14 protein-coding genes are annotated in these 15,556 nt (G+C 52.4%); 3 read left to right on the top strand and 11 right to left on the bottom strand.

Translation table 11 applies throughout. The annotated features are described in order from the left end of the window. Position 1: 1 nt before the first annotated feature. The 8 genes from N7387_RS10620 to apt form a co-directional block, all read right to left on the bottom strand. Positions 2-991, bottom strand: coding sequence for a Wzz/FepE/Etk N-terminal domain-containing protein (locus N7387_RS10620; protein ID WP_279798828.1), 990 nt, complete (start codon positions 989-991; stop codon positions 2-4). Between the two features lie 222 nt (positions 992-1,213). Beyond that, positions 1,214-2,170: a ferrochelatase gene (gene hemH / locus N7387_RS10615; protein WP_279798826.1), complete on the bottom strand. Its 957-nt coding sequence runs from the start codon at positions 2,168-2,170 to the stop codon at positions 1,214-1,216. A 189-nt stretch (positions 2,171-2,359) separates the two neighbouring features. Continuing rightward, entirely contained in the window at positions 2,360-3,004 is a 645-nt protein-coding gene (gene adk, locus N7387_RS10610; protein ID WP_004236486.1) for an adenylate kinase, read from the bottom strand. Between the two features lie 211 nt (positions 3,005-3,215). Further along, entirely contained in the window at positions 3,216-5,090 is a 1,875-nt protein-coding gene (htpG, locus tag N7387_RS10605) for a molecular chaperone HtpG (RefSeq protein ID WP_279798822.1), read from the bottom strand. A 161-nt stretch (positions 5,091-5,251) separates the two neighbouring features. After that, the gene (gene recR, locus N7387_RS10600; RefSeq protein WP_025151701.1) at positions 5,252-5,869 is read right to left on the bottom strand and encodes a recombination mediator RecR; all 618 of its coding nucleotides are present in this window, start codon (positions 5,867-5,869) and stop codon (positions 5,252-5,254) included. Further along, a complete protein-coding gene (locus N7387_RS10595) occupies positions 5,869-6,198 on the bottom strand; it encodes a YbaB/EbfC family nucleoid-associated protein (RefSeq protein WP_015422952.1) in 330 nt (109 codons plus the stop codon). The genes recR and N7387_RS10595 overlap by 1 nt, the downstream gene beginning before the upstream one ends. Positions 6,199-6,242: 44 nt before the next feature. Continuing rightward, on the bottom strand, positions 6,243-8,177 hold the full coding sequence (gene dnaX, locus N7387_RS10590; RefSeq protein WP_279798817.1) for a DNA polymerase III subunit gamma/tau: 1,935 nt from the start codon (positions 8,175-8,177) through the stop codon (positions 6,243-6,245). Positions 8,178-8,271: 94 nt separating this feature from the next. Beyond that, positions 8,272-8,823 carry an adenine phosphoribosyltransferase gene (gene apt / locus N7387_RS10585; protein WP_025151703.1) on the bottom strand — a complete coding sequence of 184 codons (552 nt, stop codon included), beginning with the start codon at positions 8,821-8,823 and terminating at the stop codon, positions 8,272-8,274. A gap of 180 nt (positions 8,824-9,003) precedes the next feature. On the opposite strand from apt, the gene N7387_RS10580 reads away from it, so the two are divergent. Together N7387_RS10580 and rsmS are read left to right on the top strand one after the other, a co-directional pair. Continuing rightward, positions 9,004-9,549 (top strand): primosomal replication protein, encoded by a 546-nt coding sequence (locus N7387_RS10580; RefSeq protein WP_025151704.1) that lies wholly within the window; start codon positions 9,004-9,006, stop codon positions 9,547-9,549. A gap of 19 nt (positions 9,550-9,568) precedes the next feature. Then, positions 9,569-9,733 (top strand): pleiotropic regulatory protein RsmS, encoded by a 165-nt coding sequence (gene rsmS / locus N7387_RS10575; protein WP_262859098.1) that lies wholly within the window; start codon positions 9,569-9,571, stop codon positions 9,731-9,733. On the opposite strand, the gene mscK is transcribed toward rsmS, so the two are convergent. The 3 genes from mscK to acrR are packed head-to-tail and all read right to left on the bottom strand — an operon-like array spanning position 9,721 to position 14,230. Then, positions 9,721-13,137: a mechanosensitive channel MscK gene (mscK, locus tag N7387_RS10570; protein ID WP_279798813.1), complete on the bottom strand. Its 3,417-nt coding sequence runs from the start codon at positions 13,135-13,137 to the stop codon at positions 9,721-9,723. The two genes, rsmS and mscK, sit on opposite strands and share 13 nt — an antisense overlap. Positions 13,138-13,191: 54 nt before the next feature. Next, positions 13,192-13,545, bottom strand: coding sequence for a DsrE family protein (locus tag N7387_RS10565; protein WP_279798810.1), 354 nt, complete (start codon positions 13,543-13,545; stop codon positions 13,192-13,194). 37 nt (positions 13,546-13,582) lie between these two features. Next, positions 13,583-14,230, bottom strand: coding sequence for a multidrug efflux transporter transcriptional repressor AcrR (gene acrR, locus N7387_RS10560; RefSeq protein ID WP_045138041.1), 648 nt, complete (start codon positions 14,228-14,230; stop codon positions 13,583-13,585). Positions 14,231-14,355: 125 nt separating this feature from the next. Between acrR and N7387_RS10555 the strand changes: the two genes are divergently transcribed. Next, positions 14,356-15,549, top strand: a complete 1,194-nt coding sequence (locus N7387_RS10555) for an efflux RND transporter periplasmic adaptor subunit (RefSeq protein WP_025151708.1) — start codon at positions 14,356-14,358, stop codon at positions 15,547-15,549. Positions 15,550-15,556 lie beyond the last annotated feature (7 nt).

Below are 15,556 nucleotides of genomic sequence, written 5' to 3'. Positions count from 1 at the left end.
ATTATGCTGTTTTTTTTCTGTTAACAAACATATTCCATGAAAAAACCGCCATCACTGCAAGGATAAACCCTAAAAAGGCGGATGCAATGAGATACATTTTCGTGCCGGGGCCGTCTTTCACCACCGGCAGATCCGGGGATTCGGTCACGGTGAACGGAATAATATTCAGTGAGAAAGGCGCGATACTTTTGATGGATTTCAGGGTATAGGCTCTGTCCAGAAGTTCCGCATCCACCGCCGGTAAATCCAGTGCTTTCAGGGAGTCTATCATCTGTGTCACCGCCGGGCGGCCCATGGCACGGTAAGACGCTACCGGGTCTGCTCCCGGATTCTGAGGCGGGGCAGAAGCCGCCGCCGGTGCAACCCGTTCTGCTGCAGCCAGGTAAGCCAGCGTCTGCTCACGCTGATGTTCGGCTTTCACCAGCGCCACCCTGTACTGGCTCTGACCGGCACTCAGCGCAGCCGCGAGGTTTTCCTGCAACTGTGTCTGCATCACATTCCGGCTGTATTGCGCGGTGTAATCGAGATAATCCGACAGCATTTGCTGTGCGGTCTGCGGGTCAGCAGCGGTGAAGGTGACTTTGGCGGTAGCCGGTTCCAGTATGTTTCCGTCCGTTTTCTGAAAACCAAAAGAGCCGGAAACGGTGGTATCACCCTGTGAGAGACGAAATGATTCCTGTACTGACGGCGACTGCCAGACCGTACTGAAAACATTAAACGCCGCAGGTAAATCAGAGACCGCAGACACGTTAAGTGCATTCATCTGCAGACGGACGTTATCCAGATCCGGCATATCGCGGAGATCTGTCGCCGTCACTTCGGCTGTGCTGGTCCATTTCTGCGGCAGTATTTTGGCGACACCAAATCCGGCGGCAGCGAATAATACGGTCACAATGACGATAAAAATCTTATGCCGGTACAACAGCGTCAGCAGATCAATAATATCGATCTCGTCATTATTAAGGTTAACTGAGCCCTTCTCATTCACCATATCCGTAGCACCCGTCCTGTCTGCAATGAAGTACTGAATTTTACGTAAAATGAACAGTAATATCTGTCATGTGAAATACTGAATTTTACGTAAAATGAACAGTAATATCTGTCATTTTTCGGCTAATTAATTGTCATATAGGTAATGTTAACATTAATTCCTTAAAATTCTACGCATAACAGTGGTATATTTCGGACTATTCCAGATTGGCATGTAAAAAAACTAACCAACTAACGCCCGCATTAGTTTTATATGAATTTCATCATCATTAAGGGACTGAATGTAATGATATTCAACGCCTCCGGAAGATAAAAAGAATGTTTTATTCTGCTCCATTATTTCCTCTAATGTTTCCAGGCAGTCTGCAGAAAACCCCGGACACATCACCTGAACGGATTTAACGCCTTGCGAGGGTAATAACTTCATGGTTTCATCAGTATAAGGCGTAAGCCACGGCTCACGGCCAAAGCGGGACTGATAAGTGTGCATGATACGTTCTGCCGGGAAATTAAGCCTTTCCCGCAGTAATGCTGTTGTCGCGTCACATTCCGCCGGGTAAATATCCCCTTCTTTCGCATAACGGACAGGAATTCCGTGATAGGACAAAATCAGGCGGTCAGGTACCCCGTGCTTCGCGAATGCCGCCTCTGCCGACTGTGCCAGCGCCTCAATATAGAGCGGGTGAGTCGCGTAGCTGCGGATAAAACGGAGTGACGGGAATGTCCGGCGGCGTTTAAAGATATCCGCCAGCCCGTCAAAGACCGCCGCGGTGGTTGAGCAGGAATACTGCGGATACAGCGGCAGAATATCCAGATGTGTCACGCCCTGCGCCAAAAGGGCATCAACCGCAGATTCCAGCGACGGCGAACCATAGCTCATCCCCAGTTCCACCGGAGTCCCCGGCATCTGAGCCGCCAGTGCCGCCTGCTGACGGCGGCTGTATACCAGCAGCGGGGAACCCTCTTCCATCCAGACAGACTGATAAAGCTTCGCCACACGCGGTGAGCGGAACGGCAGCACAATACCGCGCAGAATACACTGCCAGAGCAGCGGAGAGACATCCACCACACGCGGGTCACTCAGAAACTGCTTCAGATAGCGTTTTACCGCCGGGGTTTCCGGCGCATCCGGAGTCCCTAAATTAACCAGTAAAACGCCGCGTTTGTATTGATTTGTCATCAGAAAATCCTGTCAGCAACTGAGAATGATTGTCAGGGTAATGTATTGTATGTAATGATTCTTATTCTTTTCTGCCATGTTCTTCATGTTCTTCATCCTTTTGCCCGCAGGTTCGTTGGCTGCGGTTCACTGGCAGTTCAGGATAAAAAAAGGCAGCCGTTTGGCTGCCTGACAGAAATAAGTGCCGGATCAACCCAGGATACGGGCTAATTCCTGACTGACTTCGCTTACCGGACGGGTGCCGTCAATACGGTTGTATTTCACGTCACTCATCTGAGCTTCTTTCTGATAGTACTGGATCAGTGGTGCAGTCAGCTGATGGTATTCCACCAGACGCTTACGGACGGTCTCTTCCTGATCATCTTTACGGATGGTCAGTTCTTCACCAGTCACGTCGTCTTTATTTTCTGTCTTCGGCGGATTGTATTTTACATGATACACACGGCCTGAGCCCGCATGTACACGGCGGCCGATAATACGGTCAACGATAATCTCATCCGGAACATCGAATTCCAGAACGAAATCAACGGTGATACCGGCTTCTTTCATTGCATCTGCCTGCGGAATGGTACGCGGGAACCCGTCCAGCAGGAAACCGTTACGGCAGTCATCCTGTTTGATGCGCTCTTTAACCAGTGCGATAACTAATGCGTCAGTCACTAATTTGCCGTTGTCCATCAGTTCTTTTGCCTGGAGACCCAATTCACTGCCGGATTTCACTGCTGCACGCAGCATGTCACCCGTCGAGATCTGAGGGATCCCGTATTTTTCCATGATAAACTGAGCCTGAGTCCCTTTACCGGCGCCCGGAGCGCCGAGCAGAATAATACGCATTGCGTAAACCCCTTGCTGGTTGCTTTTTTATAATTCGGATAAAAACAAGCTACCATACCATTTGTCAGGGTATGGACTCAAGAAAAGCGGGGAAACTCTGCTGTTCGGTTTTCCTGACTTCAATAAAAAAACCACATGATCATCATGAAATCATGTGGTTTTTAAGCGGGTTATGCGCGATTTCGCTCACCCGTCGCGGGAACGCCTGTTTTTAGCCTAATAACAGACTATTCATCCGGGAAACGAATTCGTTCGGATCTTCCAGGGTTCCGCGTTCAACAAACAGCGCCTGATCGAGCAGCAGGTTGATCCAGTCGGCAAAGCGGCTTTCATCCTGCTGTTCTGCAGCCAGTTTCACCAGCGGGTGTTCCGGGTTCAGTTCAAAGTTGTATTTCACTTCCGGCGCCTGCTGGCCGGCGGCGGCAAACAGTTTCGCCATCTGTGTGCTCATATCATCAGCATCGGTGGTGACAATCGCCGGGGTTGATGTCAGACGGTGGGTCAGTTTCACTTCTTTTACGCGATCACCGAGCAGGGTTTTCACCCGCTCAACAAACGGTGCCAGCTCTTTGTCCGCTTCTTCTTTCGCTGCCGGATCTTCATCCGCCAGTTTTTCCAGTGATTCATCGGCCTTACTGACAGACTGGAAGGTTTTACCATCAAATTCATTGAGGTAATTCATCATCCACTCATCGATGCGATCGGAGAGCAGCAGGACTTCAATCCCTTTCTTGCGGAACAGTTCCAGGTGCGGGCTGTTTTTCGCAGCTGCATAGCTGTCTGCGGTGATGTAGTAAATTTTTTCCTGACCTTCCGCCATGCGGGAAACATAATCCGCCAGGGAAACGGTCTGTGCGGAGCTGTCTTCTTTCGTGCTGGCAAAACGCAGCAGTTTAGCGATCAGTTCCGCATTGGTGCTGTCCTCACCCGGGCCTTCTTTCAGAACCAGACCGAACTGCTGCCAGAAAGTCTGGTATTTTTCAGCATCATTGTTCGCCAGTTTCTCCAGCATCTGCAGAACACGTTTGGTCAGTGCGCTGCGCAGGCTGCGGGTCACAGCGCTGTCCTGTAAAATTTCACGGGAGACGTTGAGCGGCAGATCATTGGAATCGATCAGGCCGCGCACAAAGCGCAGGTAGTTCGGCATAAACTGTTCCGCGTCATCCATGATAAACACGCGCTGGACATACAGGCTCAGGCCGCGGCGCTGGTCGCGGTGCCACAGGTCAAACGGTGCCACAGACGGGATATAGAGCAGGCTGGTGTATTCCTGCTTCCCTTCCACGCGGTTATGCGCCCATGTCAGCGGATCGGCAAAGTCATGGGAGAGATGCTTGTAAAACTCATTATATTCTTCATCACTGATGTCGTTTTTATTGCGCGTCCACAGTGCCTGAGCTTTGTTGATTTTCTCCCAGATAACAGTGCCGTCTTCTTCATTTTTGCTTTCGATTTCCACCGGCAGCGCAATATGGTCAGAATATTTGCCGATAACCGAGCGCAGACGCCAGTCATCGAGGAACTCATCTTCCCCTTCACGGAAATGCAGGGTGATTTCAGTACCGCGTGAATCCTTGTGGGTTTTGGCGATAGAGTAATCCCCTTCCCCTTCCGATTCCCAGAATACTGCCTGATCAGACGGCACACCTGCGGCACGGGTGATCACCGTGACTTTGTCTGCCACGATAAAGGCGGAATAGAAACCCACCCCGAACTGACCGATCAGCTGGCTGTCTTTTGCCGCGTCAGAGCCGAGCGATTCGAGGAAAGCTTTGGTGCCGGATTTGGCAATCGTGCCCAGGTTGTCGATGACCTCATCACGGGTCATCCCGATACCGTTATCACTGATGGTCAGGGTGCGTTTTTCTTTATCAGCGGACAGACGGACATGCAGATCACCGTCATTTTCATACAGTGAACTGTCGGATAAGGCACGGAAGCGCAGTTTATCGGCCGCATCAGAGGCGTTGGAGATAAGCTCGCGCAGGAAAATTTCTTTGTTGGAATAAAGTGAGTGGATCATTAACTGCAGAAGTTGTTTTACTTCTGACTGAAAACCACGGGTTTCTTGTTCTTGCAGACTCATGAATAACCTCAGACTGACTTATCAACGAAAAAAAACAGGATAAAAATCAGGTGGGGCCGGTCTTTACATTTTCAAGGCAAACGGGGAATTTTTTGTGACAATTCTGAGGAAAAGTGACAGACGGCACAGACCGTCTGTCCGGGTAACCGGCAAAATTGCTGTCAGTAACCGCTGTTGTAACGGATTTTCTGACGTCCGGCAATGGAGTGGGACAAGGTCGTACCGTCCACCATTTCCAGCTCACCGCCGACCGGTACACCATGGGCGATACGGCTGGCGGAGACATCATACTGCGCGCACATTTCCGCAATATAGTTGGCGGTGGCTTCCCCTTCCACTGTCGGGTTGGTCGCCAGGATCACCTCAGTGATGGTTTCCTGAGCCAGCCTCGCCTCCAGTTTATCCAGCCCGATATCCATCGGACCGATGCCGTCCAGCGGTGACAGGTGTCCCATCAGCACAAAGTAACGGCCGGAAAACTGCCCTGTCTGCTCAATCGCGTGGATATCCGCCGGGCTTTCCACCACACAGATAAGGCCGGTCTGCTGACGGCGAGGGTTAGCGCAGATAGTACACTGTTCCTGCTCGGTAAACGTCCGGCAGTCCCGGCAGTGACCAATTTCCGACATGGCACGGGTCAGCGCCTGTGCCAGGCGCATCCCGCCGCTGCGGTCGCGCTGTAACAGCTGAAACGCCATACGCTGCGCCGATTTCGGCCCGACGCCCGGCAGGCAACGCAGGGCGTCCATCAGTGCTTCAAGAAGCGGACTGGTTTGCATCAGAACGGCATCTTAAAGCCCGGCGGCAGCTGCATTCCGCTGGAGACTGACGCCATTTTTTCTTTCTGAGTTTCGTCGATACGACGCGCGGCATCATTGAATGCGGCAGCAATCAGATCTTCGAGCATCTCTTTGTCGTCTTCCATCAGGCTTGGATCGATTTCCACACGGCGGCAGTTATGTGCGCCGTTGATAGTCACTTTAACCAGGCCTGCACCGGATTCACCGGTGACTTCCGTATTTGCAATCTCTTCCTGCATCTGCTGCATTTTATCCTGCATTTGCTGGGCTTGTTTCATGAGATTGCCCAAACCGCCTTTACCGAACATAGTTTTCTCTCTTTGACTAAATTGCGTATTCCAACGCAGGGTGGTTAAACAGGCCGGATACTCTCTTCATCCAGTTCCGCATCAAAAAAGGTCAGCAGAGTCTGAATGGTTTTATCCGTCACAATGGACTGACGCGCCTGCGCCAGCATCTCTTCATAGATAGCCTGCCGCCATTCCAGCGGCGTTTTCATGCTGACATCATCGTCTTCACAAATCGTGAGACTGATAACTTTACCATAAAGTTCACTCAGTGCATCACTCAGCACACTGTGTGCTGATTTTGAATTCAGGTGGCGCTGCGAGGTACGCAGATGCAGACAAATACTGTCTTCCCCGGTCTGCTCTTTCACGGCATTCAGCGCCAGTTGCTGCACCAGTTTCGGCAGCTGCATTTTATCAATATCCGCCGCCCACGGATCCCGTTCCCGGGCGGCAACAGCCAGCTTTTCAGCCACTTCCGGTGTTTTTTCGTGCTCAAGGGCTTTTTTGATATCTTTCGGGCGCGCAACCGGGGTTTTTTCTTCCGGTTCATCCTGTTTCTGCGGACGCCACTGATACGGCTGCGGCTTTCCGGATGCTTTCGGCTGCGGTGCAGACACAGCACGCCCCCGGCGGTTTTCAGTCACGGCAGCGAGTCGCTCCAGTGCTGAGTTCGCCGGTTTACCCTTATCCGTTAAGGTAACCGGCTCAGACTTTTTTGACGGCGGGGTCTCCTGCCGGTTCAGCGCATCACGGGCTCTCAGCAACTGGGCTGTCGGGTTATTTTCCGTTTCCTGCGGCATCACCGGCGGCGGTGTACTGCGTGCCGGTGCGACCGGTGCTGCGGTCTGCGGTTGTGACGGCAGGGAAACCGGTGCCACGGACGGCGCGGTGATCACGTCATCAATCACATTACGCGGATGGAATGCCAGCGCACGTAACAGTGCCATTTCCGCGCCCATGCGTCTGTCCGGCGCATACGGCAGCTCTTTGCGGCCGACCAGCAGTGTCTGGTAATAGAGTTGCAGATCCGCCGGGGCAATGGCCCGGGCCAGGATACGCAGACGCTCTTCTGTCACACCGGCAGCACTGTTTTCCTGTACCGGCAGCAGTTGCAGCATGGCAATTTTATGCAGCGCCGCCAGCATTTCTGTCAGCAGATTATCCCAGTCCGCGCCCCGTGATGCGGCATCGTTCACACCGTTCATCACCTGAACGCCATCCCCTTTTACCAGGGCTTCCAGGATAGTCAGGGGCTGCTCGTCGTCGAGAGTACCGAGCATCTGCGTGACCACGTCCGTGGTCACTTTCCCGGCACCAAGCGCAATCGCCTGATCCGCCAGACTCAGAGCATCACGCATACTGCCGTCGGCGGCACGGGCCAGTAACAGCCGTGCGCGGGCATCGTTTTCAATCTGTTCTGCGGTCAGAATGGTATCAAGCTGCTGACTGATCTGATCCACATCCAGTGCTTTGAGATGGAATTGTAAGCAGCGGGATAAAATCGTCACCGGCAGCTTTTGCGGGTCGGTGGTCGCCAGCAGGAATTTGACGTGCTCCGGCGGCTCTTCCAGGGTTTTCAGCAGCGCATTAAAGCTGTGACGGGAGAGCATGTGGACTTCATCGATAAGATAGACTTTGAAACGCCCGCGTGACGGAGCGTACTGGACGTTATCCAGCAGTTCACGGGTATCTTCCACCTTGGTGCGCGATGCGGCATCGATCTCAATCAGATCAACAAACCGCCCCTGCTCAATTTCCAGGCAGTTCTGGCATTTACCGCACGGGGTGGCGGTGATGCCCTGTTCGCAGTTGAGACCTTTGGCGAACAGGCGTGCCAGGGTGGTTTTTCCGACCCCGCGGGTACCGGAAAAGAGATAGGCGTGGTGCAGCCGCTGATGTTCCAGCCCGTTTGCGAGCGCTGTCAGAACATGCTGCTGACCGATAACCTGTGAAAATGTTTGTGGTCGCCACTTACGGGCAAGGACTTGATAGCTCATGGATTCCGCAGAGAGTGAACATGATTTTCCATCATGCTACCACAGCCTCACCACAATGGGCGAGGCTGAGTTTGCGTTTAATATGGGGAGAGACTCAACCGCCGGCATATTCCAGCAGGCAGAAGCTGTGTACACCTTCCGCTTCAAGGCGTTTCGCGCCGCCGAGATCCGGCAGGCCGATAATAAAGGCCGCTTCATGCACTTCACCGCCCAGACGGCGGATCAGACGGATGGTCGCATTGACGGTGCCGCCGGTGGCCAGCAGGTCATCAACAACCAGCACGTTGTCACCGCTGCTGATGCTGTCTTTATGCATCTCCAGGGTATCAGTGCCGTATTCCAGATCATAGGTCTCGCTGAGGGTATCACACGGTAATTTCCCTTTTTTGCGGACCGGAACAAAGCCGACACCCAGACGTAACGCAACCGGTGCGCCGAATAAGAATCCGCGGGCTTCAGTGCCCACGACTTTGGTGATCCCTTTGTCTGCGAAATGCGCCACCAGCATATCAATCGTCAGGCGGTAAGCTTCAGGGTCAGACAGTAATGTGGTGATGTCGCGAAACAGTACCCCTTCCTTAGGATAGTCAGGGATAGTCCGGATACTTTCTTTAATAAATTGCAGTTGTTCAGCAGTTGCGCTCATAATAGGTGCCATAGAGAGAACACGAAACCTCAGAATCTATGCAAATCAGGGGAAAATTGCAACCGTATCCCGTGACTTTGCCGATTATTTGTTGTTTTATATCAAACAGACTAAAAAATGCTTCCGTAGTTATCAGATCCTCAACAACGACGATCCCGGGCACATTTCACTGAGGCGGATATGAACACCAGACAATTGTTACAGGCGCTGAGGCAGAAAATCAGCGCGCTGGAAGCGCAAATTGCCCCGATAGCAGACAGGGAGCTGAGCCAGCGTTGCTTCGATGATACCCTGTTCGCCGCCCGCAATAAAACCCTGCGTCTCTGCATGGATGAATTACTGCACCATACTGATCAGCTTGAGCTGTGTGCGGATGAAAACCGGGCAGAACAGGTGCGCTTCCTGGCAGAAAAAATTGTTGCCCAGATTGCGGCACTGAGCCGTGAAGCGGCAACGCAGTCCCTGCGGCAGAAAGAGCAAAGCTATGTGAAACGGGACAGCCAGGTGGATCTGTATCAGCGTCTGGCGCAGCATCAGGATTATGAGCGCCGCCTGGCACAGATGACCGATGACCGTGAGCTGGCCCTCGGCCGCGCACAAACCTTTGCCGAACAGCAAAAACTGCAGAAAGAGCTGGCAGCACTGGCCGGACGCCTTGTCCGCTGCCGTCAGGCGCTGCAGCGGATAGAGCGGCAGATTGAACGCCACGACGGCACCGAATTTTAATCAGATACCGGATATCCCCATGAGTCTTGAAAATGCCCCCGATGAGGTAAAACTGGCGGTCGATCTTATCTGTCTGCTGGAAGAAAACCGCATCCCGCCCGCAACCGTGCTCGCGGCGTTACAGATTGTCCGCCGCGATTATGAAAACAAACTGCGCGATACTGACGGTGATCAGGCCGGCTGAGCGCCGTCATCCTTATCTTTTCCCTGCACCTGCACTTCTTTACCGCTGTTCTGATCGTGGAGATACACTTCCAGCTGGTTGAAGGCGATATTGATATCGTTTTCACGCGCCATCCGGTCAATCGCGCGGTTCACTTCGTCCGTGGTGGCACTGCGGTCACCGATAGTGCGCACATAGAAACGCAGCTGGTGATCGAGACTGCTGGCACCAAACTCGGTGAAATACACGCCCGGCGCCGGGTCAGTCATCACTTTCGGGTTATCGGTGGCGGCTTTCAGTAAGACCTCTTTCACTTTCGCCAGATCCGAACCGTAAGCCACACCGACATTAATCACAATCCGCGTGACCGTATCAGACAGTGACCAGTTGGTCAGGCGCTCGGTCATAAAGGCTTTGTTCGGGATAATCACCTCTTTGCGGTCAAAATCAACCACCGTGGTCGCACGGATACGGATTTTGTTAACCGTACCGGAGAAGGTGCCGATAGTGACGGTATCGCCGATGCGGATCGGGCGCTCGAACAGAATAATGATACCAGAGACAAAGTTGGCGAAGATTTCCTGTAACCCGAAGCTGAGACCGAAGGTTAAGGCTGCCGCCAGCCACTGTAATTTACCCCACGACACCCCGAGCGTACCGAACGCGGCAATCGTCCCGATCCCGACAATCAGGTAAGTCAGAATCGTGGTGATAGCGTACGAGGTACCCTGACGCAGCGAGAGACGTGAGAGCACAAGGACTTCCAGCAGCCCCGGCAGGTTGCGCATCATTATCCAGGAAATGACCACAATCAGGACAGACAGGATCAGATCCCCGAGCGTGATCGCCTCCACCACATTCCCCAGTGCGGTATCGACGTTGTAATGCCACAGCGTGATACTGTCGAAGAAAGAGAATATGGTAATAAAATCAGACCATATACCGTAGAACGCCACCGCAAAGACAATAAACAGCACCATCGAGGTCAGACGCAGTGACTGCTGATTAATCAGCTCCATCGACATCGGCGGCTCTTCCACAATCATATCCGGGACATCATCCCCCTCATGCTGTTCTTTATGCTGAACCTGCTGTTTCTGACGACGGGCCAGCGCACGCTGATAGGTCAGCCGCCGCGCCGCCAGTGCCAGGCCGCGCAGACTGGTGTGATACACCATATACCACATCAGCAGCAGATAGAGGCTGTCTATCCAGCGGCTGCTGAGGCGCAGCGCCGTGTAGTAATACCCCAGACCGACCAGCACCACCAGAATCAGCGGAGAGAACGTCAGCAGGGTCAGCAGAAAGGCCCGCACCAGGTGAGAGCCTTTCTCACGCCAGATCTCAATGCAGAACGGCAGTGTGAATGCAAAGACGAACACCAGCGCCACCGGCACCACCAGCTGACCAATCACATCATCCACCAGACGCAGCGGATATTCCATGCCGTAAGCGGCCCACAGCATAATCGGCAGCAGCGGCAGAGCCAGACGCACCAGTCTGCGGCGGCCGGTACGGCAGATCTCCGGGTCAATCCCGAAGTGCGTGACCGCAATGCCTTCCGGTTTCATCACCCGGTAGCTCCACTCGAACAGCACCCAGAAGAGTGCCAGCTGGCGGGAGATGGTCCACATCAGCGCGGAATCCGCACTGCCGGTTTTCAGGCAAAAATACCCGAAAGCGATGACAAGCAGTGAGGAAGGCAGGGTTTTGATCAGCGTCAGCCCCAGCGCCATCGGCGTGTATATCTGCCGGTCTTTTTTCAGCCGCCCGACATCGGCATTAATTTCCGCCAGTTTGGTATCAATATTCTTGGTACCGAAACGCAGCAGCAGCGCAATAATCAGCAGCGGAATGGTAATAAAGAGGGAATCGATAAAACCGTTGACCAGGCTTTGCAGTGACCAGTTCAGATCCAGTGACGTCAGCTCCTGTTTGGCTGCGCCCGGGAAAGACTGAAACCAGGCCAGGTTTACCGGTTTGTTACTGTTGACCCAGAAAATCTGCTGCGCGAGGGTTTTCTCCAGTGAAGCCACCACGGTAACCAGCTGAGTCTGATCCAGCTGCAGGTTAATCGCCTGGGAAATCTGGTTGCCCATCTGGGTATTCAGCTGATCCAGCAGATCCTGACGGACGGACACCACCTGCATCAGTGCATGCTTCTGAGCCCGCAGATCCGCTTCGGTCGCCGGTACATCATGGGTTTTGGCGTATTCGTCAATCAGGGTACTGACGAAATTGTCCGGCTGATAAAGCTTGTCGCGCTGCTGGTTAATTTCAAACTGCGCCAGGCGCATATCCGCAATTCTGTCCGGTAAATCCTTAATCAGTAAATCCGGCGGCAGGTTGATCTGCTCTTTAAACAGGATACGGGAGAGCAGCAGACTGCCGCGCAACACCGTAATCTGCTCTTTGAGGTTGCGCTCGGATTGCAGCGCGCGATCCAGAATACTGCGGATTTTAATCGTGCGCTGCACCAGCTGGTTATTATCACGGGTAGCGGCGACCAGTTTTTCACTTAAATCATGGTTGAGCGCGATTTCACGCTGCACCAGCGGATCGTCCTGCATATTACGCGGGGTATCATCCGAGCTCTGCGCCTCTTTGGCTGCTTCTTCCGAATAATCCAGCCGTTTACTGCTGACGGTTTCCTGAATCACATCAATATTGCTTTCCAGCTGTTTGATGCGTTCCACCACATAGTCACGCTGCACCTGCAGCAGGTTCTGCAGCAGGGTGTTCGACTGTAATGCCCGCTTCTGATAATCAATCTGCTGCTGTAAGTAATACTGCTCTACCTGAAGGGCTTCAATTTCCGTCGGCCGCAGCACTTTCTGGGCTGCCATAGAGTCATTCAGTTCAACGCGGATCTGCTGCAGGCGCTGCACATTGGCATACATAATATTCTGCGCGCGCTCAGGCTGAGTCTGGAGTGCAATCAGATCACTGTTATAAGAAGAGAGGTTATTCTGTGCGGTCTGCAACGCCTCAAGGGTGCTGTTAAGTTTCAGCTCCAGCTGTGAGAGCGGCAGATTCTCAATGGAGGCCCGGTATTCCGCCACGCCTTCATCCGTTAATGATTTAATCTGCGTTAATTTTTGTGTGACCTGATCTGACAATTTCGGGGCGTCATCCACCTGTTTTTTCAGTGCCTGCGATTTCTCTTTCAGGGCATCGAGATTGTCATAAAACACCAGCGCCCGCTCCAGATCCTGCACTGATAACTTATCAGCGGCAGTCTGTTCTTTGCGGTTATTCAGAGCATTGAGTTCGGTCTGAATGGTGTTGCGGTCCGGAATATCCGGCGCGGCCGCCAATGCACTGTTCTGAACCAGTACCGGCAGCAGAAAGATAAAACAGGTAAAAAGACGGAGGAAAATCTGCCTCAGCAGACCGGAAGCCGGGACACGGCTGATTCGCTTCATAATAATATCCACCTGTATCTGCCCTTCCCCGGCTGTTTGTTTCAGGTTATCTGATTAAAAGGTAATGATTTTTTCTGCATCCAGTGACCACTGTGCCAGTTCGGCCAGCGTCCCGACCTGCACACCGTCCACCAGCGGAAGCTCAGTGATACCGCGCGCATCGGTGCAGGTTTTGCACAGCTTAATCTCTGTTTTCTGTGCCAGCAGGATCTCCAGCATCTGTTTCAGGTTATAACCTTCTTTCGGCTGCTGACCGCGTAACCCGGCAACCACCGCATCTGACATCAGAAAAATATTCATCGGCACCTGAGTATCCTGCTCTTTAATCGCAATTGCCAGACGCAGAGCATTAAATAAAGATTCACTGCCATACGCAGCGCCGTTGGCAATAATTAATACAGGCTTCATACATGATATCCTTAAGGTTAATGTTATAAAATGTAAATCAGGCGTCTGCCGGCGGTAGTTGCATATTTTTACTGAGCATTAACATATCCAGATAACCGTCAACCAAATATTCGGCCTGCCCGCTGATATTAAAACTCTCGCTGGAAAAGAGCCAGTTTTCTAACAGCCCGGTTATCATCCCGCGCAGCATAATAGCCGCACGGCGCAGGTCGAGGGTTGACGGCAGCAGCCCCAGAGTGACACTTTCTATCAGAAAAGATTCTATTCTGGAGTATTCCGCAGCATATAAATTTTGTCTGATGGTAATTAATTCGCTCATTTCACCGGTAAATTCACATTTATGAAATGAAATGCTCAAAATAGCCCGCATTTTGGGATCGGATGCCACAGACGTCAGAATGTAAATTAATATTTTCTTAAACACTAAAAGTGGATTATCCGGGTATTTTGCCCGATACTCTTGTTCAATAAAGCCAATTTTCGTATCGGTTATCGAACAGACTTCAGTAAACAGATCAACTTTATTTTTGAAGTGCCAATAGATCGCACCACGGGTCACACCTGCTTGCTTTGCAATATCCACTAATGACGTCGCAGACACGCCCCGCTCACTGAAGGCGGTCAATGCGGCATCAATAATCTGCCGGCGGGTTTCTCCGGCCTGTTGTTTAGTTTTTCGTGCCATGTAAGGCCTGTGTCATCTGAAGTTAATTTACATACATTCGTGTATGTTTGTATTATAGCACGCTGATTTATTAGTTAATCAACCATATTTACCGGTTAAAAATCGACATTTTATAGAGGTTTACTATGCGAAAAAACAGAGGCGTTCTACCTCTGGCGATGCTCGTTCTGTCCGGGAGCTTTCTGCTGTCCGGATGTGGTGAAGAGCAGAAGCAAGGGGGCGAAATGCCACCGCCGGATGTTAAAGTTGTCACACTGAAAGCGGCACCACTGACAGTGAGCACGGAACTGCCGGGACGAACTTCTGCTTACCGCATCGCAGAAGTGCGCCCTCAGGTCGGCGGCATCATTTTAAAACGCAACTACAAAGAAGGAAGTGACGTCAAAGAAGGCGAATCGCTCTATCAAATTGATCCGGCTCCTTTTCAGGCCACGCTGAACAGCGCGCAGGCTGAACTGGCCAAAGCCAGAGCGAATGCCGAACTGGCCCGCCTGACAGTGAACCGCTATAAACCGTTGCTGGGAACAAACTATATCAGCCGCCAGGATTATGATGAGGCGGTCTCCACATACGCACAGGCTCAGGCTGCGGTTCAGGCTGCACAGGCTGCGGTTCAGACAGCACAAATCAACCTGAACTACACCAAAGTTACGTCACCGATTTCCGGCCTGTCCGGGAAATCAAACGTGACTGAGGGTGCATTAGTGGCAACGGGTCAGACCCAGGCACTGACACTGGTTCAGCAGATCGACCCTATCTATGTGGATGTGACTCAGTCCAGCGATGATTATCTGCGTCTGAAACACGAAATCGCCAGCGGTGTCGTGGATAAAGAACAGGGTAAAGTGGCGGTCAGTCTGGTGACAGCGGAAAACAAAGATTATACCCATAAAGGTTATCTGGAATTCTCCGATGTGACGGTTGACGAAACCACCGGTTCTATCACCATGCGCGCCGTGTTCCCGAACCCGCAGGAAACCCTGCTGCCGGGCATGTTTGTCCGCGCCCGTGTTGATGAAGGTGTGCGTCCTGACGCCATCCTGATCCCTCAGCAGGGTGTTATCCGTACAGCCAAAGGAGGTGCGGTGGTTAACATTGTGAACGCCAAAAATGAAATCGAAGTCCGTCCGGTCACTGTCGGCCAGTCTTACGGCAGCTCATGGCTGGTCACATCCGGTGTGAACGATGGTGAGCGCGTGGTGGTTGAAGGCTTCCAGAAAATCAAAGCGGGTGCTGCCGTTAAGGCAACAGAAGCAGATTTAAATGCACAGCCGGCGGCTGCGCCGAAAAATACTGAATCTGCTCAGAAGTCCCAATAAGGAGTCA

The organism is Morganella sp. GD04133, assembly GCF_029835375.1.
In the GTDB taxonomy this organism is placed as follows: Bacteria; Pseudomonadota; Gammaproteobacteria; order Enterobacterales; family Enterobacteriaceae; genus Morganella; species Morganella morganii_B.
This window is presented reverse-complemented; position numbering and strand designations above follow the sequence as displayed.